Origin of the sequence: Micromonospora ureilytica, assembly GCF_015751765.1 — a bacterium.
GTDB lineage: Bacteria > Actinomycetota > Actinomycetes > Mycobacteriales > Micromonosporaceae > Micromonospora > Micromonospora ureilytica.
Window position 1 is genome coordinate 5,965,485 of sequence record NZ_JADOTX010000001.1, and the last position, 23,985, is coordinate 5,989,469.

25 protein-coding genes are annotated in these 23,985 nt (G+C 66.3%); 10 read left to right on the forward strand and 15 right to left on the reverse strand.

Annotation, left to right across the window (positions count from 1 at the left end; genetic code table 11):
- Positions 1 to 3: 3 nt before the first annotated feature.
- The 4 genes from IW248_RS27300 to IW248_RS27315 form a co-directional block, all read right to left on the reverse strand.
- Entirely contained in the window at positions 4 to 213 is a 210-nt protein-coding gene (locus IW248_RS27300; protein ID WP_196929234.1) for a hypothetical protein, read from the reverse strand.
- The gene (locus IW248_RS27305) at positions 210 to 1,079 is read right to left on the reverse strand and encodes an FtsK/SpoIIIE domain-containing protein (RefSeq protein ID WP_196929235.1); all 870 of its coding nucleotides are present in this window, start codon (positions 1,077 to 1,079) and stop codon (positions 210 to 212) included. Before IW248_RS27305 ends, IW248_RS27300 begins: the two co-directional genes overlap by 4 nt.
- Before the next feature lie 83 nt (positions 1,080 to 1,162).
- Positions 1,163 to 2,095, reverse strand: a complete 933-nt coding sequence (locus IW248_RS27310; RefSeq protein WP_196930384.1) for a hypothetical protein — start codon at positions 2,093 to 2,095, stop codon at positions 1,163 to 1,165.
- 236 nt (positions 2,096 to 2,331) lie between these two features.
- Entirely contained in the window at positions 2,332 to 2,652 is a 321-nt protein-coding gene (locus tag IW248_RS27315) for a hypothetical protein (protein ID WP_112681382.1), read from the reverse strand.
- 176 nt (positions 2,653 to 2,828) lie between these two features.
- Here IW248_RS27315 and IW248_RS27320 point away from each other — a divergent pair, with 176 nt between their 5' ends.
- Together IW248_RS27320 and IW248_RS27325 are read left to right on the forward strand one after the other, a co-directional pair.
- Entirely contained in the window at positions 2,829 to 3,587 is a 759-nt protein-coding gene (locus tag IW248_RS27320) for an XRE family transcriptional regulator (RefSeq protein WP_196929236.1), read from the forward strand.
- 4 nt (positions 3,588 to 3,591) lie between these two features.
- Positions 3,592 to 4,062, forward strand: a complete 471-nt coding sequence (locus IW248_RS27325) for an NUDIX domain-containing protein (protein WP_196929237.1) — start codon at positions 3,592 to 3,594, stop codon at positions 4,060 to 4,062.
- Here the strand turns inward: IW248_RS27325 and IW248_RS27330 are convergent.
- From IW248_RS27330 to IW248_RS27350, 5 genes are all read right to left on the reverse strand, one after another.
- Positions 4,050 to 4,613 carry an HD domain-containing protein gene (locus tag IW248_RS27330; protein WP_196929238.1) on the reverse strand — a complete coding sequence of 188 codons (564 nt, stop codon included), beginning with the start codon at positions 4,611 to 4,613 and terminating at the stop codon, positions 4,050 to 4,052. The genes IW248_RS27325 and IW248_RS27330 overlap by 13 nt on opposite strands.
- Before the next feature lie 747 nt (positions 4,614 to 5,360).
- The gene (locus IW248_RS27335; RefSeq protein ID WP_372432737.1) at positions 5,361 to 5,975 is read right to left on the reverse strand and encodes a HEPN domain-containing protein; all 615 of its coding nucleotides are present in this window, start codon (positions 5,973 to 5,975) and stop codon (positions 5,361 to 5,363) included.
- Positions 5,956 to 7,137, reverse strand: coding sequence for a DUF262 domain-containing protein (locus IW248_RS27340; protein WP_196929240.1), 1,182 nt, complete (start codon positions 7,135 to 7,137; stop codon positions 5,956 to 5,958). Before IW248_RS27340 ends, IW248_RS27335 begins: the two co-directional genes overlap by 20 nt.
- Before the next feature lie 96 nt (positions 7,138 to 7,233).
- Entirely contained in the window at positions 7,234 to 8,178 is a 945-nt protein-coding gene (locus tag IW248_RS33795; protein ID WP_196929241.1) for a BsuBI/PstI family type II restriction endonuclease, read from the reverse strand.
- Positions 8,179 to 8,345: 167 nt separating this feature from the next.
- The gene (locus IW248_RS27350) at positions 8,346 to 9,866 is read right to left on the reverse strand and encodes an Eco57I restriction-modification methylase domain-containing protein (protein ID WP_196929242.1); all 1,521 of its coding nucleotides are present in this window, start codon (positions 9,864 to 9,866) and stop codon (positions 8,346 to 8,348) included.
- Positions 9,867 to 10,737: 871 nt separating this feature from the next.
- Between IW248_RS27350 and IW248_RS27355 the strand changes: the two genes are divergently transcribed.
- On the forward strand, positions 10,738 to 11,478 hold the full coding sequence (locus IW248_RS27355) for a hypothetical protein (protein WP_196929243.1): 741 nt from the start codon (positions 10,738 to 10,740) through the stop codon (positions 11,476 to 11,478).
- A 104-nt stretch (positions 11,479 to 11,582) separates the two neighbouring features.
- Here the strand turns inward: IW248_RS27355 and IW248_RS27360 are convergent, their stop codons facing one another.
- Complete coding sequence (locus IW248_RS27360; protein WP_196929244.1) at positions 11,583 to 11,984, reverse strand: hypothetical protein; 402 nt, start codon at positions 11,982 to 11,984, stop codon at positions 11,583 to 11,585.
- Positions 11,985 to 12,012: 28 nt separating this feature from the next.
- On the reverse strand, positions 12,013 to 13,392 hold the full coding sequence (locus IW248_RS27365; RefSeq protein ID WP_196929245.1) for an SIR2 family protein: 1,380 nt from the start codon (positions 13,390 to 13,392) through the stop codon (positions 12,013 to 12,015).
- Between the two features lie 779 nt (positions 13,393 to 14,171).
- On the opposite strand from IW248_RS27365, the gene IW248_RS27370 reads away from it, so the two are divergent.
- The 4 genes from IW248_RS27370 (at position 14,172) to IW248_RS27385 (ending at position 16,416) form a co-directional block, all read left to right on the forward strand.
- The gene (locus tag IW248_RS27370) at positions 14,172 to 14,573 is read left to right on the forward strand and encodes a helix-turn-helix domain-containing protein (protein WP_196929246.1); all 402 of its coding nucleotides are present in this window, start codon (positions 14,172 to 14,174) and stop codon (positions 14,571 to 14,573) included.
- A 35-nt stretch (positions 14,574 to 14,608) separates the two neighbouring features.
- Positions 14,609 to 15,028: a VOC family protein gene (locus IW248_RS27375; protein WP_196929247.1), complete on the forward strand. Its 420-nt coding sequence runs from the start codon at positions 14,609 to 14,611 to the stop codon at positions 15,026 to 15,028.
- Positions 15,029 to 15,038: 10 nt separating this feature from the next.
- The gene (locus IW248_RS27380) at positions 15,039 to 15,710 is read left to right on the forward strand and encodes a DUF998 domain-containing protein (RefSeq protein ID WP_196929248.1); all 672 of its coding nucleotides are present in this window, start codon (positions 15,039 to 15,041) and stop codon (positions 15,708 to 15,710) included.
- A gap of 67 nt (positions 15,711 to 15,777) precedes the next feature.
- Positions 15,778 to 16,416: a histidine phosphatase family protein gene (locus IW248_RS27385; protein ID WP_231396456.1), complete on the forward strand. Its 639-nt coding sequence runs from the start codon at positions 15,778 to 15,780 to the stop codon at positions 16,414 to 16,416.
- Here IW248_RS27385 and IW248_RS27390 read toward each other — a convergent pair.
- Complete coding sequence (locus tag IW248_RS27390; RefSeq protein ID WP_196929249.1) at positions 16,409 to 16,960, reverse strand: hypothetical protein; 552 nt, start codon at positions 16,958 to 16,960, stop codon at positions 16,409 to 16,411. The genes IW248_RS27385 and IW248_RS27390 overlap by 8 nt on opposite strands.
- Before the next feature lie 165 nt (positions 16,961 to 17,125).
- On the opposite strand from IW248_RS27390, the gene IW248_RS27395 reads away from it, so the two are divergent.
- The 3 genes from IW248_RS27395 to IW248_RS27405 all read left to right on the forward strand — a co-directional run bounded on the left by IW248_RS27395 (position 17,126) and on the right by IW248_RS27405 (position 20,280).
- On the forward strand, positions 17,126 to 17,893 hold the full coding sequence (locus IW248_RS27395; protein WP_196929250.1) for an enoyl-CoA hydratase/isomerase family protein: 768 nt from the start codon (positions 17,126 to 17,128) through the stop codon (positions 17,891 to 17,893).
- A gap of 203 nt (positions 17,894 to 18,096) precedes the next feature.
- Positions 18,097 to 18,612 carry a hypothetical protein gene (locus IW248_RS27400; protein WP_196929251.1) on the forward strand — a complete coding sequence of 172 codons (516 nt, stop codon included), beginning with the start codon at positions 18,097 to 18,099 and terminating at the stop codon, positions 18,610 to 18,612.
- A 78-nt stretch (positions 18,613 to 18,690) separates the two neighbouring features.
- A complete protein-coding gene (locus IW248_RS27405; RefSeq protein ID WP_307788259.1) occupies positions 18,691 to 20,280 on the forward strand; it encodes a serine/threonine protein kinase in 1,590 nt (529 codons plus the stop codon).
- 70 nt (positions 20,281 to 20,350) lie between these two features.
- Here the strand turns inward: IW248_RS27405 and IW248_RS27410 are convergent, their stop codons facing one another.
- The 3 genes from IW248_RS27410 to IW248_RS27420 all read right to left on the reverse strand — a co-directional run bounded on the left by IW248_RS27410 (position 20,351) and on the right by IW248_RS27420 (position 23,926).
- Positions 20,351 to 20,794 (reverse strand): HNH endonuclease, encoded by a 444-nt coding sequence (locus tag IW248_RS27410; protein WP_196929252.1) that lies wholly within the window; start codon positions 20,792 to 20,794, stop codon positions 20,351 to 20,353.
- Between the two features lie 212 nt (positions 20,795 to 21,006).
- On the reverse strand, positions 21,007 to 22,215 hold the full coding sequence (locus IW248_RS27415) for a hypothetical protein (protein WP_231396457.1): 1,209 nt from the start codon (positions 22,213 to 22,215) through the stop codon (positions 21,007 to 21,009).
- Between the two features lie 157 nt (positions 22,216 to 22,372).
- A complete protein-coding gene (locus IW248_RS27420) occupies positions 22,373 to 23,926 on the reverse strand; it encodes an MSCRAMM family protein (protein WP_196929253.1) in 1,554 nt (517 codons plus the stop codon).
- Positions 23,927 to 23,985 lie beyond the last annotated feature (59 nt).

Genomic DNA, 23,985 nt, shown 5'->3' on the forward strand with positions numbered 1-23,985 from the left:
CGATCAGTGAGTGCGCAGCCGCAGGTAGCGGCGTTGCCGGTTGTCGTCGCCGCCCATCGGGCTCGGCGAGGACACGTAGACGAGTCGGCCGCTGGCAGACGCGGCACGGACCATGACGGCGATGTCCTCGGGACGGCCGACGATCCACAGCTCGGTGAACTGGGCGGCGCGTTGGTTGTTGGCCTTGGCGTAGGCGCGCTCGCGGGTGGTCATGCCGCCATCTCCCACTCGGTGGGGTTGACCGCCGGGGTGCTGGTGCCGGTGGGGCGGCGGGTCCAGGCGGCGTAGTCGGCGATGTTGTAGATGTCGGTGTCGGTGAGGTACGCCGCTTTGATGCGGCGGGGGACGCCACCTTCGGCCAGGAGGTAGGCCGCGCCCTGGTTGGTGGGTGAGATGTCGGAGGCGGTGTAGCCCTGCTCGGCCCAGCCCTGACCGAGGATGATGTTTGAGCTGTTCAAGCTGGTGCACCGAAACGCGGCCCGGTAGCCGAACAGGTCCCGCAGGCTGGCGGGGATGATGTCCCAACTTGGGCGTTGGGTGGCCGCGACGACGGGCATACCGCAGGCGCGGCCGAGGGAGACGAGCCCTCGCAGGAGGGTGGAGAACTCTTCCTGTTGCTGCTTTGTGCCGAGGACGGTGGAGAACATGGCGAGTTCGTCGATGATGGTGACGATGACGGACATGCCGTCGCCGTCGGCGAGCTTGCGGCGCCGGTTCGCTAGGAGCCAGGCGTAGCGGTTGGTGGCGACGACCAGGAGGCGACGCAGCACCTCAATGGCTTGGTCGATGTCGGGGCCGATGAAGGCGTCGGCGAGGTCGCGCCAGGGGCCGAGTTCGACGAGTTTGGCGTCGAAGAGCACGAGGCGGGTGTTGTCGCACAGCGCGGCGTGGCCGCAGATGTTGTTGATGAGGCCGGACTTACCGCCGCCGGGTTCGCCTGCGGTGAGCAGGTTGCGGTAGATGACGTCCAGGTAGACGGGTTGGCCGAACTCATCGATCCCGATGAAGATCGGGTCGAACATCGACAGGCCAGGACCCACCGGAACCGCCTCAGCAGTGGTGGGAATCGTGGTGGTCATGAGGTGCCCTCCTGGGCGTTGTGGGCGCGAGGAGCCACACGATCGAGCCGCCATGGCTCCTCGCGTCCCGGGTTGGGTTGAGGTCAGATCCAGTCGGAGGTGTCGTCGTCCGGGACGGATGACGAGGAAGCCGCGGGCTTACTGCCGTTGGCTGTGGTGGCCGGCGTCTTCGCCGGCTTGCCCTGGGTTGGGAGGGTGATCGTCGGAGCGGCGACGTCCGGCAGGTCCAGGGCGGTGGGGACCGTCAGCGGTGATGCCGAGACGGGGGCGGTCGGGTCGATCACGTCGACCAGTGGGGAACCGACGTGGGCGGTCAGCACCTCGCGGCGTTTGATGTCGAACCGCAGGTAGGCGGCGTTGTTCTCCGAAGCGCGCTCGATGAGCACGGTGGAGGCGTGGCAGGTGACCGCGATCTTGTCGAGGCGGCCTTCCAGGTCCTTGGCGGACAGGCCGGGGCGCAGGTAGACCCAGACCCGCTCACCAACCGGGGTGGGCCTGGCCCAGAGGATCAGCGGCAGGCTGCCGGACTGGTTGGCGATGATGAACTGCGCGAAGCACACACGCAGCCGATGCCTCACCACGAGGCACCATGTCCAGGCGATGACCTGGCGGCGAACCGGGCGGATGGCGGCGGGGACGCCGACGACCAGGGCGACCACAAGCAGAGTCACCAGGGTCGGGGTGTGGTTGGCCAGCTGCACCCACGCGGTAAGCAGCAGGACCGCCAAGGCGGTTTCGAGGCTCCACCACCACAGCAGCCGAATCACCGGCCAGATCCGCACGAGCAGCCACACGGCGGCACCGGTGGGAACGCCGATCAGCGCACCGACGAACAGGGACACAATGGGGTGCCAGTAAGAAGCGGCCACCACGGCCGACAGAAGGCCGACGATGACCGCCGTGAGGATGAACGCCATCTTGGCGTTGCGTGCGGAGGAGCGGTGGACTTTGGCCTCGATGACCGTCACCGTTCCGGTTGACCTGCCGCCGAAGCGGCGGGGGCTAGACTTGGACATGACGAGTCCTCCCAAGCACATTGGGTTGGATGAGTTGGAGGGCACGGGGTCGGCAGATGTAGGAGTCGGACCGACCCCGCGCCAGCTCTTGCGGGGTTGCCACCACCGTTCGTGGTGACGGGCCGGGAATGTAGGAGTCGGAACCACTCCCGGACCTTGGATCTCAGATCAGCGGACCGTCAGGCCGCTTTCGTTCGTCAGACACCAGGGCTCACACAGTGCGGTGAGCGAGGGACCTACTTAGCCGCCGAGTTACCAGCCTTCGGCTTCAGCGTGATCGCACGGAACGCGACGCCGTTGCGCCCGTTGGTCGCCCACGGAATAGCCTCCAACTGCTCGACAGCGACGAGCTGTCCCACCGTCACGCCCGGCTTCTCACCCGCCGTGGTGATGGTGATGATCTCGCCGCCAGTCTCGTCGAGCACGAAGACCTGGGTCGACCACATGAGCCGGCCAGTGTTCTTCTCCGACCGCTGATTGCCGTTCTGGTCGTTCTTCGGCTCCGGGTCCTTCGTCACCTGGACCTGCTTGCTCTGGGTGTCCACGTACAGCTTCACAACAAACCTCCTGGGTCTCGGGCCAGGTAATGAGCTAGTCCCCGGTGGACTGTTGCTCGTGGCCTCTGCGGATAAGGCTCCCGAAAAGCCAGGGACAACCCATCCGATGGGCTGGACGACTATGGGACGTCTTGGTTACGATGAATGCGTCCCTAGTCGTCCCTTGAGGAGGAACGATGCCTAACGACCGGCTCCGCGATGCCATCCTGCGCAACGGCCTGACGCCGGTCACTGTGGCCGAAAAAATCGGGGTTGACGCGAAGACCGTAGAACGGTGGATCACGCAAGACCGGACGCCGTACCCGCGTCACCGACACGCAATCGCGGCAATGGTGCGGGAGGACGTGCCGTACCTGTGGCCAGACGCGGTGACCCCCGAGAAGGCGTCGAGGATTGGGCAGAGCGAGTTGGTGCAGCTCTACACCCGGCGCTCTGCCGTGCCGTACGACCTATGGCGTCGACTGATCGAACGCGCGGAGAAGCGAATAGACGTGCTGGCCTACGCCGGCTTGTTCCTCGTAGAGCAGGACCGCAGGCTGATCGAAACCCTGCGTCAAAAGGCTGTTGACGGCGTCACGGTGACAATCCTGCTCGGGGACCCGAGTAGCGAGGCGATCGAGCGCAAAAGCATCGAGGAAGGTTCGCCGGGTGTGATGGCGGCGAAGATCCGCCAAGTTCAGCAGTACTACAACCGGCTTGACGATGCGCCCGGGGTGAAGGTCCGTTACCACGACACGACGTTGTACAACTCGATCTATCGCTTCGATGACGAGATGTTGGTGAACATGCACGTGCTCGGGTTTCCGGCGCCACATGCGCCTGTGATGCATCTGCGCAGGCTCAGCGGCGGCGATCTGTTCGGCACGTACGCCGACAGCTTCGACCGGGTCCTAGCTGCCTCGACGACTCAGCCACGCGGCGAGATGGCAGCCTAAGAGCATGGCAAGAACCGAGCACTACCACGACCCGAGCGCGCCGAAGGCCAACAGCATCGTCGTCGCCGTCTCCGTCTTCGCACGAGACGATCGCGGACGGGTGCTGCTCATCCAGCGGACCGACAACGGCCTGTGGTCCCTGCCCGGCGGCGGACAGGAAGTTGGCGAGTCGGTCGCAGAGACGGCAGTCCGGGAAACCCACGAGGAAACCGGCATCCGCGTCGAAGTGTTCGGGATGGTCGGCGTCTACTCCGACCCCGGTCACGTCATTGAGTACTCAGACGGCGAGGTACGACAGCAGTTCTCGCTCTGCTTCCGCGCAGTACCGGTCAGCGGCACACCGACGCCGAGCGAAGAGTCACATGACGTCCGGTGGGTGGCCCGCGACGAGCTGGCCGCGCTCGACATCCACCCGTCGACCCTGCTTCGCATCACCCACGGCTACGAGGAACGCCCCGAGCCCTACATCCGCTGATGGACGCCGGCGAGCCGGCGCTGAGTCCGCTGCACGGCAGCGACCATCTCCGGTTCCGCCCGACCGATGAACCGGGTAACCAGGTGCTCCGGCCCGTACCGCGACCGAATCTCCGCTAGCCGGTCCAACACCTCGAAATCCTGGCCATCCGGTCCAGTCGTCATGTCTGCGCAGCAGATGGCGTCGGTAACCGCGGTTTCCTCCCGAGGGAACTCGGCGGCCAGGGCCTCACCGAGCCCACGCTCGTCGGCTTCCAGCCAGGCGCAGGAGTGATGAGCGACCAAGGCGGCAATCCGCTCATTGAAGTGCTCACGGCGTAGCCAGCGGCCACCGTCAAGCGAGTGGAAGCCGGTGTCGACCAGGTCAGGGCTGTAACCGACGTCGTGTAGCCAAGCCGACGCTACGAGCACCTCACGATCCTCGCTCGGGACTGCTCCGCTAATCCGGTCCGCCTTGGCAGCGACCGCCTGGACGTGACTCCATCGACGGGGCAACGGTGTCTCCAGCAGGCGTCGTGCAACTTCCCGAGCGGTGTCGACGAGGTCGGCCATATCGCCAGGGTACGGAGGCACCCGGTCCGCTCGCCATCCCGTGTTCGGGTGCCGGCCGAGCTGCCGGCGAAGTGGTTCAAAGTTTCTGTACGTCTTCAAGGCGGCCCTGAACGGGCCGCACGCGCCGCCGCCTGGGCGCGCGTCCGTCGCTCCGCTGGCGCTCCGACTCCGGCCACGCAACACGCCCGGCGGCTGGCGCGGAAGCGGGAAGCCCAAGGGGCCGCCGCAGAACGACAGGCGGCTGGCCGGGTGGTGGTGGGCCGGCAGCCGGCCGGGCCGCGCGGCAAGCACCGCGCGGCGCAGGAGAGTGCACGCGGTCGCGTCGGCGAGCTGGCGACGATCGCAGGGTCGCGGCTACTGCGCCTCCGGCGGGGGCGCTCCGGCTCCAGGATGGCCGCGGCTGCGTCGGCGGCTTGCGGTCCGTGGGTGGTTGCGGTGGGGAGCCATCCCGTCGCCGTCGACCCGGGCGAGCCGAGCAGACCGCCGCCCGACCCGCCAACCTCCGTTCGGGTGTCAAGGTCCGCTTGACGTGGCGGGCCGGGCGGCGGCCCGCTCCCAGGAGGGCGGGTCGACGGCGACGGGATGGCACGTCGGCGTGTGCGAGGCGGATACTGCCCCCGCCGTCGGCTTGGGACGGGCGGTCAACAACCAGCTCAGCCCGCCGTCTGTACGAGCCGCCAAGATCCGTTTTTAGTGGCGGGCTGAGCAACAGCCCACCAGCCGAGGAGATTGATTCACAGCCTACGGTCACTTGCGCTTGAGCTTTAAGAGCACGGGCTCCAGGGTCTCGAGACCTAATAGGATGTCAGCAATCGTCTGTCGCATCTGTTGAGGGTCGGGGGGCGTCTGTACCTTGATAACCGAGTTGTGGGCAACAGCACCGCGTTGCCCTCCGAACGAGTTCATCGTTGCAAGCCAAACCGGATCGAGGTCTGCTTCAAGGACACCGACGGGCAGTAACACGCTAAGGAGGTTCTTCTCCTTGATCCCGTGATTGTCATGTGAGACATAACGTTCATGCTCGCTCAGCAGCCTAACTACATGTGCTTCAAATGTATCGTTGTTGGTCTGCCTTACGACAGCTTTTGGCGGCTGGACACTTCGTGCGCCATACAGCATTAGGGCGGCGATGCATCTGCCGGTACGCTGGGAGTTTTGCCACCTCGTCTTTGCTGCGAGAAGAATATCCTGAGCCACGTCTTCGACGTAAGACTCGACTTCGGCATGCGTTAGTACGACGTAAGCGCGCACCCCATCGTACTGCCGTTGCGAGTAGAGGCCAGTCGGATTTACCTTGGGAAGAAATCGGCTTTCGAGTTGGCGAACCCGGCGCTGCAGGGTCTTAAGCCTCCGCGTAGGCAATTCGCCCCTCCGTCGAGGTGCGAGGAATCGGAAGGGTCAGTCCGATCGCCCTTTGTAGTGCCTCACCCCAAAGAACTAGCCTTACGAGGATGGCCTCTCGGCTTTTGGTGGTCGTCGTGATCGATTCCGAGAATTCAGGGTCATTGCAGACTTCCTTGAAGGCATCTATGACTGCTGCGCCGTTCGTGAGCATAGCTGCCCTCACCGCAGGATCCCGGCCGTAGAATACCATCACATCAAATACCGCCCGGTTGAACGGACGTTCGTAGGCTGTCTGGTTCCATCGGCGGAAGGCGTTCGCGCCGAAGATATTGACGGTTATAGCTATTGCGAACCGGCATGATTCGGCGTCAAACCTCAGTTGGTCCCCGTCAGAATCCCAGCGCTTGTTGAGTATCTCGCAAGTGCGGTCGAGCAGTGGCTTTAGGTTGCCGACGTAGCTCGGAAGGAAGTAACTGAACGCATAGAACCTGACTAGTAGCTCGACATCCCTCATTCGGAAGTCTGGAGCCTTCCTCTTGAAGAGGGTGTAGAAGTCCGGATGCTCCGCCGTGTATTGGTTGACGAAAGACACAAAAGGCCCGGGGTGGAGGGCTTGACGTAGTTCCTGTGGACTGAGGGATACGCTTTCCGTGTTGAGTCGCAGGAAAACAAGATATAGAAACTCTTCACGCTGCCAGTTGCGCACCACGATCGTCCGGACCGTTTGGGTCTCGAAGGCTGTCCGGTCGCTTTCGGGCAAGGCCGCGTAGCTTTTCCCATTAAGGTCGGACCGAACGTCTAGCCCCGTCAGCTTGAAACCCGACTCAGGGTCCGTGAACTGCTGAAGCGTAAGGAGCCGCTGTTTTCCGTCGAGCACAACGAACTCGCCGCGGCGTCCCTTTCGCTCTGCTAGGACGATCTGAGGCACCGGAAGTCCGACGATCAGGGACTCGATGAAGCGGCTCTTCTTCCGACGGTCCCACGCGTCACGACGCTGAAATGAAGGGTTAACGTCGATCGTCTTTCGGGAGATTTGATTTAAGATCGTCTCGGCAGTCCAGTCGGTTGAAACCACTACCGCATCAAAGGTGGTATCGACCAACGGGCCGAGATCTTCTTCTGTCTCACCAAAAGCATCTGGTTCGTCGGAGAACGTCTCGTCCTCGAAGCTTCTTCTCACTAGAGGCCACCTTCCAGCTTTCCGACCCGACTCGTCCTTACCGTACTGGCACGGCGTGGACCTGGGCGACAACCACGGCAGGTTACCGGATCCATGTCACGACCAGCCGGTCTCGGTCCGGCTTGGCAGCTGCTTCTGCCAGTGACTCCCTCCAACTTCCATGACCCATACGAAGGTGTTATCCGCGATGTTGTCGTGCTTTCGTTGACGCTGAGCAAATTTCGCAAGGGTCCGATAGGCGGTAGTGAAGCCCGCGATCGTCAGTCCTGCCTCTTCAAAGGAAGTTTCCATCTCATCACGCCGTACATAGTCGACTTCGCCATCACTTTCGACGCAGTCCACTACCCAAAAAACGTTTGATTCGGGGTTATGCAGCAAGATGTCTGGCCAGCGGCCAGCGAGATTTAATGGAATACCTAGCCTGGTAATGGCATCCTGGTATATTGCGTCAATCCGGTCACCGTCTTTATCATCTACATATACCGGCGTGTAGCCAGGCAGGAAAGTTGCGCAATAAAGGGCGATGGTGGCGGGAACGAGTCTGCCTCCCTCGTGGGCCGCCCACGCGGCCGATTCGGCAGTCCTCATTCGGGCTTTTCGGGACTCTGTGTCGGAAAGCCAGATTTCTGCTCGAGGCTTGAACTCGGATGCTGAGCATTCCAGAAGAGACTTAAATTCCTCGTCTAGGCGGTAGACGCAATGATTGCTCTTCGGTTTCCAGTAATAGGGAATAAAGCGGGCTTCTTTGGGCTCTGCCGTCGCTTTAATGATAATTCCCAATTCCCTTAGGGGTAGCTGGACGCTGTCTCTACTCTCGCGATCGATCGTGGGGAGACCCGTTCGTCGAGCCACCTCATCCAGTAGCTTCTTATTGGGAGCGCCGTCGGAAAACTTGAAGCCAAGCCGGGCCATCACGCTAATCGGACTTGGCGCTTCGTCGTCAGCCAGTGCCAAGATGGCCGCCTCTCGCCGTGGAGAGTGTTGTCCGAGCGCATCTAACAGGTACTGGACTCGCCGCTGCTTCTCGCCGCTACTGATCACCGCAAGAGTCTGGCCCACTTGGTTGGCAGTACAAGCGTTCGTGGCGGCGTGTCGTTGGGACATCCGCGAGGACAGTGCCTCCGTTACAACACTCAGCGCGTAAACATCCTCGTTGGCGAGGTAGCTGATGTTTGGGAGACTATGTCCGTTGCGCCTGTTCTGCCCGGCTAGTTCAGTCCCTCGACGGCATGTGTCGACACTAATGGGTGGACTAGTGCGTCGATTTTTTCTTGATCTGGCAGGGCAAGGGGTTGGCCGTGGCCGAGGTCGTTCAGTTCCGCGATCGTAGGGAAGCGCATTGACCGCAAGTCGGTAGCGTTCACTTGGGTGTGGCCAGAGAATGTACGGAAGGCGCGATCGACTACGCTGCTGTTTAGCCAGAGGCTAAGTCCGACCGCGAGTTGACGGTCGATCCCTTGGCCGTTGGCATGAATGATGTTGAGATGGTTCTCGAAGGCGATGGACGTTGGACCATTCACGGCAGGATCCCAGACGGCCGCGACTATCCTTCTCCTTTCCTCCTTGGCTGAAAAGCGCTTTATGGCGACGTAGCAGCCCGACGGGAGTAGTAGCTTTTGGGCAGCGACGTCGAGGGCTGCGAAGCCTTGAGCCTTGCGAATTTTCCGTGGCCACTCAATCAGGCCGTTTCTAAGATTCCCTGGGTAAATGAGGGGTAGATCAGTTGCCTCGGGTTGCTCTCGGAGATACGGTCTGGACCGGAAATCAACGACTTTGCCAGTCGACACCTTCAGCCCAAGATCCTTCAGGGTCGAGGGTAGGCTAGATATCATCTGCGTGGACAGGGCGTCATCTTCGCCTGTTGCAATCCTGATAAAGCGCTCTGGATCTCCGGGACGCACGACATCTTCGTACGAGACCACTCGTCGGACGGCGTCGTCAGCGTCGCCTCTGCTGGACGAGATCGTAATCTCAGATGGTTGTCCTCCCCGGATTCCACTGATTACTACGTTCTCTTGTAGTACGCCTGTGTCCGAAAATACGCTCGACCGGGAGTCGAACAGATGAATTTTCTTGATGGTAATGCGGTCGAGCAGGAAGTCCCGGAATGAGGCAAAGTACGGCCCGTTTGCGAAGGACCGTGGAGTAATTGCCGCAAGCTGCCCCCCGGGTCTAAGAGCTTGGACACCAAGGGCAAGAAATGCTGCGTAAAGATTGGGGCAGTCGACTCCCAGGGCTGATAGTGCCACTCGGCCCTTGGAGCCTGATCCGAGTTTGCCATACGGCGGGTTCATTACCACAAGGTCGAACGGTGTGCGTAGAGCAGGCTCGCTGCCACTGGTGGCCATATCGATGAAGTCCCCTAGTACGACCTTCGCTACCAGCGAACCGCCGGCGGCTTCTGCCGTGCGTGCGGCATCGTCAAGGGTCGCCTCTAGCGAAGGCGCCAGCGAGGGGTCAATCTCGACAGCTACGACTTCGAGCTGGAGGCCGGGCGACTGGGTGAGGACCTGTCTGACGAGAGCGGCAGTGAGAGAGCCGGACCCGGCTCCAGGGTCGAGGACTCGCAGACGCCCGCCGACTGGTAGCTGTGGCATGGCAGCGATCAGGGAGGCGGCCCGAGCCGGGGTGAAGTACTGCCCAAGGCTCGCTTGGCGCGCAGGATCAAGCGACGCCAAGGCCCGGGTCCTCTGGGTCTCTGCCCGATCTGTGAGCTCGTTGAGAAGCACGGGTGTAAGGGTAGGCGCACTGGCTGGCCATGCCTGGCCTTGGTGGGTGCCTGCCGACGGGTTCGTCACTTCGCTACCCCCTGCTCACACGCGTGCATGTTCTTTCTGGCATCGAGGGCAGGGTGCATACGCTGGCCATAGACGAGCAAGGGAGTGGAGGGCGACGACAGCAGCGCTGACAGCAACCGCGCCGGACGGCGGCACGCTGACGAGTCTGGGCATGGACGAAGCTCCGAGCGTGCGGCCGTTCCTGGACGAGCCTGGACGACCTGCACAGAGCTTGTAAGCGAGATGTCGCCGGTTCGATCCCGGCCGGGGGCTCCAATTCCATCAGGCTTCTCTCGATGGGCACGGCCGCGAGTCGACCGGTTGACAGCAACGGGCGCTGACGAGAGCTTCCGGTCGACGCTCCGCTGCCGCTCCACGCCGGTGATGCAGGGCGCCTGGCGGCAGGCGTGGGGCGCGGTAAGCCCGGGGGCGCCGTAGACGGCGGGCCGCCATCTGGCCGGGCGGCGGCAGTGGCACCGCCGCGCCGTCAGTGAGTCGGGCCGGCGTTGCCGGCGGGCGGGGGTTGCCCGTGATGCCCACGCCGCATCCCCACCACGGTCTTCTGCTGTGGAACCTTGATTGCGGTCCCGACCCCCTTGTTGCTGATGCTTTGGCCGCCGCCCGTATGGCGGCCCGAGATGCCTCCCCGACCACGCAGGCGGCAGCACACTTTTGCCATTGGCGGGATGTGTCGATTCACGGACACTTTCCGCGAACGGTATTCGGCAAGATTCTGTGCGCAGGACCACGGAGGGTCCATCTCTGGGCTGTCCGGAGTGGAGAGGGCTGGCTTGTGCGGCTACGCAGCACTGGGCGCGCGATTTTGAAGGACCTCCGGCTGCGCCGGAACATCGACCTCTACGCGATGGCGTTCGTCGCACTGGTTTTCGCCGTACTGTCGGCAGTCGGCGACGTTTTGTCCACGAACCTTCGCTGGACTGTGACCCTCGGGGGCATCGGGCTATTGATATTGCGGGCGGCTCTGCCGGCAAGGGCTGATTTTGACGCAGTGGGCCGAATTCTTGGTAACCGATCCGCCTTTGACGCCGACCCGCTGACGGACCGTCTAAGGGACGCCCAGGAAGTCTGGGTGTATGCACCTTCGGCCGTGAACCTGCTCTCGCCTGAGCGGTGCGAAGTTCTCAGACATCAGGTGCTGGGAAGTGCCGCAGGTCGAGTCCGGATCGTGGTCCTCGATCCGGAGGAGGAAGAGGCGGTTACCGAAGCACGCCGACAACTGGATGACTCTCTCGACTATCCACTCCAGGAGTTCGGCCCATCTCTCGCGTCGGTCGTACAGCAGTTGCGAAGGATGGCGGCCTGGCAGGTTGCGGGGAAGTTGGAGTGCGGGTTCTTGCCCTACAACCCGGGATTTAGCCTGGTTGCAGTGGATCCAAAATCGCATCGGGGCGTGGTGATTGTGGAGATGCATGCCTTCCACAACACGTCGACCGCGTCACGCATGCATCTACGTCTGACTCGGGTGGAGAGTGAGGAATGGTATTTATACTGGACTTCTCAATTTGAGCAGATATGGGATGCGGCGAGAAAGCCAGGCGAGTGACAGGGTGGGTGCAACGTCAGTGGTCCTGGAGGAAGTGGTGCGGGGCATCGAACAGCGGCGCTCTGCTGCCCGACGCATGTCGCGATGCCCCCTTCGCAAGTTTGTCAGCCCAGCGCGTTGAATTCTGAATCGGGAGCGAAGCGCTTCGCGTTCCTCGCGTAGATCTTGACGACCTCGACAACCACGTTGCAATGGCTGAGGTTGGCGAACTGGCTCGCGTGGAAGAGTAGCTCTGCCCCCAGATCCGATCTCTCCTGGAGTACGTTGTCGAAGGCTCGGGCTGCATCCGTGGGGTCGGTGCCATTGTGGAGCTCGTGCTCCACGTGCTCGACGATGACGGCGACATCTGCAGTGATCTTCATCAGATGTAGGAGTATATGGCGGACCTGGGCATAAGACGGGTCCTTGATCTGCCAGCCCACAACGTCGTACCGATCCTGTAGTTCTTGAATGGCGGACGCCCCGTCGCGGGCCCTCGCGATCAAGTCGTTTAGTTCGTCGCTCATCTTGCTTCCTCTCCTCCAGATGTACCCACTACCGGACCGATCGACCTAACTTCCCACCCCAGGGGAAGTAGTACTCGCCTTCCAGGGCAAGCTCGTAGTAGTCCATTTCGTGCTCAACCTGAGGGTGAATTATCAGCGCTGCGCGCTTGACCTCGAAGCCTTTTGAGGTCAGCAATAGCGCCATCCGGCGCTGTGCCTCTCCCGTAACGACTCGGTCATCGAACAGCAGGATCTTGGTCCCTAGCGGCAGGTAGTTAATCACATTGGGTAGATAAATGTCCCACCTCGACGTCCGTTGGTGTATCCACCCTGCTGCTCCTGCCGCTGTCAGGAACTGTTGTTCGGAGATCGACTTGGGCATTCGACTGGGGAAGGTGACGGCACAAACTACGGGTGTGTCGTTCGTGTCGTGCTTCATGCAGTAAGCCGGGGCAAAGTTGCCCGGACCGGACATCGCCACCACGATGTCAGGCTGATAGTCCCGATAAAGCCGATTGAAAAGGCGTCCGAGATACCCGCACACCTCCTCCCAGGTCAACGATCGGGGCTCGCCGGGCTTGCTGGAAGACGCCTCCCGCGCGATGTCGCCCAAGTATGGAGCGAGGTCGTCGTGGCTGACGCCGTACGAGAGAGGCAACACTCCTCTTGCTGTGAAGTCGTCGTAGGAGCGCTTCACTTCCGATTCCGTCAGCAGGACGACTGGAGGACTGGTGTTGTCTGGCAGTGCCGACTTCAGCCATTTGGTGATGCCGGCGAAGTTGGGATCCTTGATGCCCTCGCCCATGCCAATAAAAATTACGGTGTGCAGGGCGCTCAGCGCTCGGACCAGCGCCTGGGAGTATCCATGGTGGATCGCGTCCCCGTAGGATCCGTAGCCGAATACGACGCTTTCGGGCTGAGACCAGACGCCATGCAGATGGGCTATCGCCTTACTCTCGCCGCGCAATGCTACCTGGAGTTGGGCGCCGTCGCGCCAGGTAATGGGGCTTAGGTCGAGGTAATCGTCCAATACGGTGTCATAGTTCGTGGTGCAGATCGGCGCTTTGAGGTCTCGAATGGACTGGAGTAATGAGGTGTCCTGCAGTTTGAGCTTGCCGACAGTGTCCCGTAGCCATTTGTCGAACTGCCCGCCCGGAATTTCCTTGAGCAGGGCCGTCACTCGTTCCGCGGCGACTATGAGATTATCTGCGGTGGGATCACGCAGGAGTCGCTCGATGTCTTGCAATAGACGCTTGGGGACGGTAGGTCGGAGGTCTTGGATCCTTGCGACTCCATGCCTTATCAGTCCCGTCCAAGAAGCCAGTTCATGACTGCGCGTCGCGCTCAGCGTCACGCCTGTCCCTAAGATAAGAAGCGCCGTCTTTTCACGGACGGCGGCCACAAGTTCGCTACGTAGAGTCACGCTCACGTTAAGATCGATTCTGTGGTCGATAAGACGACGCGGAGCAGGGGATGCAAGCGTAGTTAAGCCAGTGCAGAGTGTCAATGGGTCTTGGTTTTTTCTTTTGCCTCCAAGTTTCTTAGCCCGTGCAAGCTTGTCTTCGGAGCGCATTGTCAATTGCAGGATGGTTGGCGTCGGCGACCGCACTCGTTACATCAGTCCAACAAATGGTCGGTGCCGACGGCCCGACTTGCTCGGCGGGCGACCTGAGGAACAACCACGCCCGCCTGGGGAGACAACTCCCACCGGCTACCTGGGTCCGGCGTGCGGACAGTGAGGTGGTGATGGGCGGGCCAAAGGGCCACCCGGCCCACATCGGCACCCGGGCGTCGACCGAGCTCGCTATCGTCCGTCCCGCCATCAGGCGGCGGTCCACGGGGGAATCACAATTGAACAGAGCACCACCCTGCTCGTACTGGGTCTGACCGGCGGTCCGCTCGTTGCTGCCGGCTGCACTCCGACGACTGAGCCCACACGTACCGACAAACCGGTTCGGGCCACCGCCACGGCCACTGCCGTGTCCCCAACGCCGCGGTAACCTGGTCGCGGCATTGCAGCAGTCGCAGAAGGCTGCCCACCGGTACGCAGTGCGCGGCAACCTGCCCGAAGGGCAGGACGTCAACGGTCAACCCGCATACCTACACCGGCCGTTTCGATCCCACCGGCAAGGACGCCACGTCGTTCCGGCCGACGGAGCGCCCGGCGGTAGCCTGGGGCCGGAGCAGCGCGGAGCGGGGCGAGGGCCGATGAGTCGGGCGGTGGAGGAGTCGAACCGGGCGATGCTGCGTGCCCGGGACGCGATGGACCGGGCGTACGCCGAGCCTCTGGACATCCCCGCGTTGGCCCGGATCGCGCACGTCTCGGAGGCGCACTTCATCCGTACCTTCCGGGCCACCTTCGGTGAGACCCCGCACCGCTACCTGCAACGCCGCCGGGTGGAGCGGGCGATGGCGTTGCTGGTGGAGACCGACCGGGACGTGACGGACATATGCTACGCCGTCGGCTTCGGCAGCCTGGGCACGTTCAGCCGGACGTTCCGGCAGATCGTCGGGGATTCGCCCTCGGATTTCCGGCGTCGGCGCGTCGCGCCGGCGAACGTGCCGTCGTGCTTCACCAAAGCCTGGACCCGACCCAGCAGTTTTGGATAAGCCGCAGGTCACGGTCTACCTCTAGCGTCGTGGGCATGACGATGAACGCGATCAGCCGCTCCCAGATCTACGTCCTCGACCAGGACGCCGCGCTTGACTTCTACGTCAACAAGCTCGGCATGGAGGTCAACACCGACCAGGACCTCGGCTTCATGCGGTGGCTCACGGTCAACCTGCCCGGCGACCCGGAGCGCGAGATCCTGTTGGAGAAGCCGGGCCCGCCCGCGCTGGACCCGGCCACCGCCGAGCAGGTCCGGGACCTGCTCACCAAGGGTGCCCTCGGCGGGTACCTCTTCATGACCACTGACGATGCCCGCAAGACGCACGAGGATCTTGTCGCGAAGGGCGTCGAGATCACCGACGAGCCGACCGAGCGCCCGTACGGGATCGACTTCGGCATCCGGGACCCGTTCGGCAACCGGATCCGCATCGGCCAGATGTTCCCCCGGGCGTAGGGGGCAGGCGATGAGCCAGGCCGCGACGTTTCCCGTGGTACGACCGACCGCCGTCGGTCGGGACCGCCTGCTGTTGCTCGGCGGGGTGCTCGCCGGCCCGATATTCGTCAGCTCGGCGATCCTGCAGGCGGCGACCCGGGACGGCTTCGACTTCCGTCGCCACCCGGTCAGCGTGTTGAGCACCGGCGAGCTGGGCTGGATCCAGATCGTCACGTTCCTGGTCACCGGGGTGCTCTGCGTGCTGGCCGCCCAGGCGCTGCGTCGCCGTACCAGCGAAGACGGCGCATCGGTGTGGCTGCCCCGACTGCTCGCGCTCTACGGCCTGGGCCTGGTCGGGGCGGCGATTTTCAGCGCCGACCCGGCCGATGGGTTCCCGGCCGGTACGCCTCGGGGTGCCGGTGAGATCAGTTGGCACGGAGCCCTGCACTTCCTGGTGGCGGCGGTCGCCTTCGTGTCGCTGATCGTGGCGACGGTGGTGGCCGCCCGTCGGGCCGCCCGGCTGGGGGAGCGCGGTCGAGCCGCGTACCACCTGGTTACCGGGATGTTCTTCGCGGTGGCCTGGGTGACGCTGATCGTCCGGCCGGTGCCGGCCGCGATGGTGGCGTTCGGCCTGGCGGTGACGGCCGGCTGGCTGTGGGTGTCGGTCACCTTCGCGCGGGCGGCGTCCGGTCGGGCCGACTGAGCCGACGGCCGCGGCACCGGGAGGTGCGGGTCCAGCCCGTGCCTCCCAGTGTGTTGAGCTGGGGGCCATGGTGACCCGGTTGCTGTACCTGACCCGACACGCCGAGCAGGACCTGCCCGAGCCGAGTGGGCCGGATGCCGGCGAGCCGGATACCGGCCTGTCCGAGCGCGGCCGGCAGCAGGCCATCCTGCTGGGCGAACGTCTGCGGACCCGTCGGTTCGCCGCCGTCCACCACGGGCCGCTGCGCCGGGCCGCGCAGACCGCCGAGCTGATCGCCAAGTCGCTACCCGAGGTTCCGGTGTACGAGACGGAACTGGCCGGCGACCACCTCCCACACGACACGGATCCGGCTGGCCTGCCGCCCGCGTACGCCGAATTCCTGACGCAGTTCTCGGCGGCCGAGCGGGTCGACGGGCCGCGAGTGACGGCGGACGCGGTGCGGCGGTTCGCCGGCCCGGTCGGCGAGGGCCCGGCCGGCGGCGAGCCGGTTCGCGAGTTGGTCGTGACGCACAGCTTCCTGATCGCCTGGCTGGTGCGGCATGCCCTGGACGCGCCGGAGCGGCGGTGGCTGGGCTTGAACTCGCACAACGCGGGCCTGACCGTCATCCGGTACAGCGCGGCCGGCCCGCCGAGTCTGGTCGCCGTCAACGACGTGGCCCACCTCCCGCCGGAGCTGCGGGCACCGGCCTGCCCCCGGACTACCTGACGTAGGTGCCGGTGGCCCGCAGCAGCAGCTTGACCACCGCCTGGGTGGCCGGCGGTGGAGGCCCTTCGGCCGGGCAGTCGGCGTACCCGGTTTCGTTGCTGCCGACGGTGAGGCGGTAGTGCATGACGTCCGCGCAGGTGGTCGCGGTGGTCGGCTGTCGCGCCTCGGTGGCAAGCCGGGGGTCGGCGGCCAGTCCCGCCAGCAGGCCCTGATCGGCAGGGGTGAGCCGGCCGATGCGCCGGCTGCCGGCCCGGTCGGTCACGGTCCACTGGCCGTCCGGCTCGACGACGACGGAGTCACCGCGCCCGGCGAAGCCGCCGGAGCCCCGCAACGTCACGCGGGGGGCCACACCGCTGGCCTCGGCGCTGACGGTGGGGGTGGTGGTCGGCTGCGCGGTGCCGGTGGCCGGGGCGGCCGGGCCGGTAGCGGTGGTGGCCGAGGGCTGCGTCGGGGTGGTGGTGGGGGCTCGGTCGACGCTTGTGCAACCGGTCAGGAGCGCGGCCAGGAGCGCGACCGTGACGGCGGTCGTCGATGCGGGTCTCATCTCCGTCCGACGCGCGACCCCAACCGCTGGTTCCACCATCCGACCGGAAGCGGTCCGCGCCGTTGCGGGCCGCACCGCTCGTTTTGGCTATGGTCGCCGCACCGACGCGCGACGTCGGCGACCAGATTGGCGGCGTCGCCCCCGGGGGCGCGGGAAGGAGCGGACGTGTCGGACGCGGAGTTGACGGTCGAGGTGGCCGGGCCGGTCGCCACGGTGGTGATGCACAACCCGGCTCGGCGTAACGCGATGACCGCAGCCATGTGGCGTCAGCTCCCCGAGCTGCTCGACCGGCTGGAGCCCGACCCCGCCGTACGGGCGTTGGTGCTCACCGGCGCCGGCGACACCTTCTGCGCGGGCGCCGACCTCGGTGACCTGGCCGAGCTGTTGGACGCCGGTGACACCAGCATCGCGGTGGCCGCCGAGGAACGGCTGGCTCGGTTCGCCAAGCCGACCGTCGCGGCCATCCGGGGCGCCTGCGTCGGAGGTGGGGCTCAGCTCGCTGTCGCCTGCGACCTGCGGATCGCAGCGGACGGCGCCCGGTTCGGCGTACCGCCGGCCCGGCTCGGGCTGGTCTATCCGGCACCGACGACGCGCCGGCTGGCCCGGTTGGTCGGCCCTTCCGCAGCCAAGCATCTGCTGTTCACCGCCGAGCTGATCGACACCGAGCGCGCTCTGCGGATCGGCCTGGTCGACGAGGTGCTGCCGGCCGACCGGCTCGCCGCCCGGGTGGACGAGCTGACCGCAACCATCGCCCAGCAGTCGTCGCTGAGCATCGCCGCCGCGAAGGAGATCATCGACGAGCGGGCCGAGCCCGCGCGGATCGCCTGGTGGCACCGGAAGGTGACGACGACGGGCGAGGCCCGGGAGGGGGTCGCGGCGATGACCGAGCGGCGTACGCCCCGCTTCGCCTGGCGGCCACCGACCGACGACTGACCTGCTCCGGCTGCTCCCCGCGGCGGTTGCGGCCAACCCGCCACCGGCCCTCGGCAATCCCGACACCCAAGCGTTTTGGCAGCTGTCGTCGATGGGTAGTTCCCGCTCCACGCGGTGATCGGGGGACCACTATGGACGCGGCAGCGACGAATCCGGACCAGACCGGACGGCAACAACGGCGACTCCGTCTGATCCTTGGTTTCGTGCTCCTGCCCGCCGTGGTCGGCGCGCTCGCCGTCGGTGTCGCGATGGGTGGTCAGAACACAGGCATCTTCGACGGTGAGCCGTCGCGCTGGGCCAGCAGCCTCGGGCGCGTCCTGGTGATTCTCGGAGTCGTCGTCGAGGTGGCCGCGATCGTTTGGCTCGTACGCACCGGGCGCTACCGGGCGGCCCGCCGGTCCCCGTTGTTGACGTTGAGCTGGTCGCACCGTCGGCGGCTGGCGCGGCAGGTTCGGCGCGGCACACCCGAGGCCGACGAAGACCCCACCCTCCTCGTGGAGACCGCCCGACAGTTCGCCGGCCAGCGCTGGTTTGTGGTGCTGGTCGCCGGGTTGGCGATGACGAGCGTCGGTCAGGCGTTCCTGGGGTTCGCGCCGTTCTTCGCGGTGATCGGCGCGTTGCTGCTGGTGATCTGGGTGGTGCTGATCGTGTCGGTCCTCCGGAATGCCCGCCGGGGCGAGGCATTCCTGCGGGACCACCCGGATCTGAGCGGACGGTAGCCGCAAGCCGGTCCCACTCATCGCGATATTTCGATCCCGGGTACCCGATTCTCAGGCCGGTACGGCAGGCTGTCCGTCGTGCAGCGTGATCAGTTGCTTGCGGGCCGCTACCGGCTCCTGGAGCGCCTTGGCAGTGGCGGCATGTCGGCGGTGCACCGGGCGTACGACGAGGTGCTCGAACGGGACGTGGCGGTGAAGGTGTTGGTCGCCTCCGACACCAACGCCCGACAGCGGATCCGGGGCGAGGCCAAGGCCGCGGCCCGGTTGTCGCATCCACACGTCATGAGCGTCTACGACTACGGCGAGTCGGCGTTGGACGGTGCCCAGGTCCCGTTCGTGGTGATGGAGTTGCTCGGCGGTCACACCCTCGAACACCGGTTGGTGGCCGGGCCGTTGCCACCGCGCGCCGGTCTGCGGGTGTGCGCCGAGGTGGCCTCGGCGCTCGCCGCCGCGCATGATCAGGGGCTGGTGCACCGCGACATCAAGCCGGGCAACGTGATGCTCACGCCGACCGGCGCGAAGGTGCTCGACTTCGGCATCGCGGCAGCCGCCGGCGCGCCGGAGATCGACTTCGAGGGGCGGCTGCTGGGCACACCTGCGTACCTGGCGCCGGAGCGGTTGCTGGCCGGCGAGGTGCTGCCGGCCAGCGACGTGTACGCCCTCGGCCTGCTGCTGTATCGAGTGCTCACCAGCCGGTTGCCGTGGCCCGCGGAGGCGCAGACCGGGATGCTCCGCGCGCATACGCACGTCGAGCCGGATCCGCTGCCCCCGCTCGACGGCGTACCGCCCGAGGTGCACCGGCTCTACCGCTGGTGCCTGGCCGACGACCCCGCCGACCGGCCGGCGGCCGCCGACGCGGCCCGCATCCTGCTCGCCGCCGCCAGCGGAGCCGCGCCCGAGGCCGCCGCCGTTGCCGCCGAACCGGCAGCAGACGTCGCCGGCCCGACCAGCGCCGGCCCGACCAGCGCCGGCCCGACCAGCGCCGGCCCGACCAGCGCCGGCCCGACCAGCGCCGGCCCGACCAGCGCCGGCCCGACCAGCGCCGGCCCGACCAGCGCCGGCCCGACAGACCGTTCGGCGGCGGCGATGAGGCGCCGGCCGTGGCGTCGGGGGCGGGCCATCCTGACGGTCGGTGGTGCCGTGATCGCCGCAGTGGCGCTGGCCGGGTCGCTCGGCGACTTCAGCAATCGTCGACAGGGAAAGAGTGCCGCGCCGACGGGCAGCGGCCCGGGTACCACCACGGTGGGGATGCCCCGCGCCGAGGAGCCGATCGACCCGGCCGACACCGGGCCGTCCGCCGTGCCGCCGACCAGGAACACGGCGACCGCTACCCGGACCGGCCCCCCGACCGGTCCGGGCGAAACAGCGTCTCCGGGCCCGACCACCACCACTGGAGGCCCGACCCCGACCACTGGCGCGCCGACACCCACCTCTGCCGCCGGTGTACCCGTGGACTCACGCGGCGGGACGGTCACCGCTCGCTGTGTGGGAAAGATGGTCGAGGTGCTCACGGTGACGCTCGCGCCCGATTTCCGGGCCGAGGCGTACGACCCGGGGCCGGCGAAGCAGATCGTGGTCGAGCTGACCTCCGTGGAGTACCGCAGCGAGATCCGAGTGCAGTGCCCTAACGGCGGACTGAAGTCGAAGGTCAAGGAACGCGCCGCCTGATCGGGGGCCGGCGGGTGCCGCGCCCGGAATGTGCCCGGGACGCGGCCCCCCGTTCCCGCCGGCCGGTCCGTCACCGCCCGGCCAGTGCCCCCCAGCCCGGGTTGACCGGCTCCCGGCGCAGCGGCATGCCCGCCTCCGTCGGCGTCCGGTCCCCCTTGCGCTGGTTGCAGGCGTAGCAGGCGGCGGTGGTGTTTCGCCAGGTGTTCCGGCCGCCGCGTGAGCGGGGCAGGATGTGGTCGATGGTGGAGGCCGGGCCGCCGCAGTACGCGCAGCACCTGTCGTCGCGGCGCAGCACACCGGCGCGCGACCAGGCCGGCCCGGAGTTGAACCTCCACCGGGTGACCACGAAGCGGACCAGCCGCACCACCCGGGGCATCGGGAAGACCCCGATCACCCGGTCCGGCTCGGCCTCGTGGATCTCGGCCACCCGACGGCAGAGCATCCGCACGGCGTGTTGGACGGTGACCCGGTGCAGCGGGCCGAGGTCGGCGTTGATGACGAGAACGGCGTCCACCGGGACTCCTTTCCAGATGGTGACGGACAGCGAAAAGCCGCCCGGTCCGGCTGTCGGACGGGGCGGCTCAGCGCGTACGGGTACGCGTCAGTCGGGCCGGCCCGCCCGGGGACCTTCCGCTCGGTAACCGTCACCGGGCAGCGTCGACGGCACGGTGGTGACGTGCGACATCGTCATGAGTTGCTCCTGCGGTGGTGGTTGACCTTGCGCGCTCACGGTAGGTCGACACGGGAGACGCGAGCAACGTATTTCGATCGGCCGGCATCCTCGGGACGCCGCTGGCGGCGGGTGCGGGGAGGTGCTTTCGCCGAGACCCGGACGGCGATCAGTGGCCGGTTCAGCCGCAGGGCCATCCGTGCGGTGAGTTCGCTGTCCAGCAGGGGCCGGTTGACCTCACCGGCGACCGCCAGCGCCGGCCCGGAGACCGACCGCCAGATCGCGGCCAGCCCGGCGCCGAGGCCCACCAGGGCGACGGTGGCCCGGGTGGTCGGTGAGCCGGCGGCCGCGGCGGCGCTCACCCCGACGACCGCGAAGAGCACTAACAGCAGGGGTACGAGCACCGGCCAGAAGATGCCGCGGGCCGCCTGCGCCACCAGCCGCCGGTCCCGGATGATCAGATTTCTGGCGATCACCGCGTAGTCCTCCTCGTCGAGCAGGTCGCGGGGGTGCAGGCCGCCGGTGAGCACGTCGCGCCAGAGGTCACCCTGACCGCGCAGCGCACGGCTCAGGGCGGCGGGCGTCGGCTCGGTCGGGTCGCCGTGGCTGGCGCGGTCGACCGCGCTCGCCCAGGCGGCCAGCGACCGGCGCACCACTGCGGCCGAGTACGGCGGCAGCACGCTGGCCAGTTCGTCCAGCCATCGGCTGATCTGGACCTGCCGGCCGCCGAACTGTCGCAGCAACTGCGCGACGTCGCCGGCTCGGACGGTGTCGGCCACTGACCGGCCCAGCCGGTAGGCCAGCCCGACCCGGTGGTTGGCGGCCATCGCCCAGCGCAGCACCTCCACGTTGAGGTCGTCGAGGGCGAGCAGCAGCGGCACCGGGTCGGCGGGGTCGGGCCGGCCCGGGGCGGGGAGCAGGGCACGGGCGGCCGACGTGTCGGGTACCGGCCGGGTGTGCCGGGTGAGGTCGGCGATCTGGGCCAGGGCGACGTCCACCCCGTCGAGGTACATCCGCATCCGCCGGTGGGCGGACATCTCGGTGAGGTTGGAGAGTTTGGCCGGCGGTACGGCCGGGCGGGCCTCGACGAAGGCGCGGGGCTCCGCCTGCTGCCCGTGGTGGTAGGCGTCCGCCATCCACCAACCCAGCCGGAGCGCGGTGACGATGCAGGCGCGCTCGTCGTGGATCAGCGGGTACGTGTCGTCGCGGCCGATCTCGTCGATCGACGAGGCGTTCTCCGCGCCGGCGCGGTGCAGTGGTGACATCTCCCGCTGCCCTCCCGCCCGGCCGATCGACGGTTGATCATTCGAGCGTACGGCAGCAAATAGTCGCTTATCACGCCTTTGGTGGTTTTAGCAGCCGTAGTGGCGAAGGGCCGCGCCGGCTGTACCGGCGCGGCCCTTCGTGTGGAACATGGCCAGGTCAGGACGGATCTGGCAACACGATCTTGATGTTCTTGTTGGCGCCGTCACGGAGGGCGACTCCACGCGCGGAGGCGAGGTCGGACCCCCCGTACCAGCCGCCGACCCACGGCGGATTCGGCACGTACCGGACCTTGACCGACTGGTCGGCCATTCCCTCGATGACCCGCTGGCCGTAGAACGAGTACTCCTTGACCAGGTCCCCGGTCCGGGCGTTGTAGACCTCACCCGCGAGCCAACCGTTGTACGGCTGGCCGTCCGCAGACGTCACGCCGATGCTCAACCGGGGGCCGGTCTTGGCGAGCGAGATGTCGGCGACGCCCGGGACGTCGATTCCGGCCCTGGTCGTCGCCGCGGTCTTGCGGTCCGACGCGTTGCCCGTCCACACCGCCGCGTACGGGTCGTTGTAGTCGTAGAAGTGCGAGAACTCCAGCGGCCAGTCGTACGGGCCGAGGTTCGGCACCGTGTAGGTGCCGTCGGAGTCGGTGCAGAAAGCGCCGATCCCCGGCGCGCCGGAGCCCTGGCGTGTCGGCAGGACCGCCGCGCATCCATTGGTGAGGGGCTGCCCGGTTTCGGTGTCCCGAATCGTGCCGGTGATTCGGGCCGCCGGGTCCAGCTTGACGGTGGGCACGGTGCTGAGCAGACCGCCCTGACCGTCGACCCGTAGCGCGTCGTACTGCCGGCCGACACCACCACGGCGTCCCACCCACTGCATGCCGTGCGCCTCGCCACGCGGTAGCGCCAGCAGGGTGTACTCACCCGGCTCCAGCTCCCCGATGGTGACCCGGCCCTGCTCGTCGGTGTAGTTGACGTCCCATTCGCACGTGTCGCCGTCTACCGCGCCGAAGGTCAGCGACAGTGCCGCGACACAGACGTTCGGGACCGGATCTCCACTGGCCCGGTCCACGACGGTGGTGGTGATCGCGGTGGTCGGGCGGAGGGCGACCTCGACAGTGGTGGTCTGACCGAGGGTCACCTTGACGTTCTTGACCTCCTGCGCGGCATGCAGGCCGTCCGAGGGGCGCAGCTCCAGGGTGAACGTTCCCGACTCCAGGTTCGCCAGGCGGATCCGGCCGTCGGTGGCGCCGCACTGCTGGTCGTACGGGCGGACTCCCGCGCAGTACGCGTTGACCGGGTCGCCGCTTACCGCGTCGGTCGCGACCACCTCGACGACGCCTGGCAGGAGCATCTGCTCCTCCGGCACCGTCGTGGTGACACCGGAGGCGACGGTTACCACGTCGGCCGTGGAGTAGCCGAGCTTCTGGTGCGACCACTGGAACCGGCCGAGGAAGCCATATTGGATCTTGTAGGTGCCAACCGGGACGGAGGCGAACCGGAAGGTGCCGTCAGCGTCGGACACGACCTGCCCACCGCTGGCACCGTCGGTGGTGAAGAGGTTGACAGTGACGTTGCCGGGCTTCTCGGTCACCACATGGCCGGTGATGGCGCCGCTGTCGGGCTCCACGGCCTGCGCCGGAGTTGCGGCCAGAGTGGCGGCGAGGGCGAGCGCGGTCGCCGAGGCGAGCACGGAGATTCTGCGGGCGGCTCTGTTCATCGTTCCCCGTTCAGGCGGAGGGTGTGGCGCAGCCGTCGGATTCTGGCTCATGCTTCGCG

Coding starts and splice junctions, on each gene's coding strand:
- IW248_RS27300 (WP_196929234.1), bottom strand. CDS start 213: ATGACCACCCGCGAGCGCGCCTACGCCAAGGCCAACAACCAACGCGCC.
- IW248_RS27305 (WP_196929235.1), bottom strand. CDS start 1,079: ATGACCACCACGATTCCCACCACTGCTGAGGCGGTTCCGGTGGGTCCT.
- IW248_RS27310 (WP_196930384.1), bottom strand. CDS start 2,095: ATGTCCAAGTCTAGCCCCCGCCGCTTCGGCGGCAGGTCAACCGGAACG.
- IW248_RS27320 (WP_196929236.1), top strand. CDS start 2,829: ATGCCTAACGACCGGCTCCGCGATGCCATCCTGCGCAACGGCCTGACG.
- IW248_RS27325 (WP_196929237.1), top strand. CDS start 3,592: ATGGCAAGAACCGAGCACTACCACGACCCGAGCGCGCCGAAGGCCAAC.
- IW248_RS27330 (WP_196929238.1), bottom strand. CDS start 4,613: ATGGCCGACCTCGTCGACACCGCTCGGGAAGTTGCACGACGCCTGCTG.
- IW248_RS27360 (WP_196929244.1), bottom strand. CDS start 11,984: ATGAGCGACGAACTAAACGACTTGATCGCGAGGGCCCGCGACGGGGCG.
- IW248_RS27370 (WP_196929246.1), top strand. CDS start 14,172: ATGAGTCGGGCGGTGGAGGAGTCGAACCGGGCGATGCTGCGTGCCCGG.
- IW248_RS27375 (WP_196929247.1), top strand. CDS start 14,609: ATGACGATGAACGCGATCAGCCGCTCCCAGATCTACGTCCTCGACCAG.
- IW248_RS27380 (WP_196929248.1), top strand. CDS start 15,039: ATGAGCCAGGCCGCGACGTTTCCCGTGGTACGACCGACCGCCGTCGGT.
- IW248_RS27385 (WP_231396456.1), top strand. CDS start 15,778: ATGGTGACCCGGTTGCTGTACCTGACCCGACACGCCGAGCAGGACCTG.
- IW248_RS27390 (WP_196929249.1), bottom strand. CDS start 16,960: ATGAGACCCGCATCGACGACCGCCGTCACGGTCGCGCTCCTGGCCGCG.
- IW248_RS27415 (WP_231396457.1), bottom strand. CDS start 22,215: ATGTCACCACTGCACCGCGCCGGCGCGGAGAACGCCTCGTCGATCGAC.
- IW248_RS27420 (WP_196929253.1), bottom strand. CDS start 23,926: ATGAACAGAGCCGCCCGCAGAATCTCCGTGCTCGCCTCGGCGACCGCG.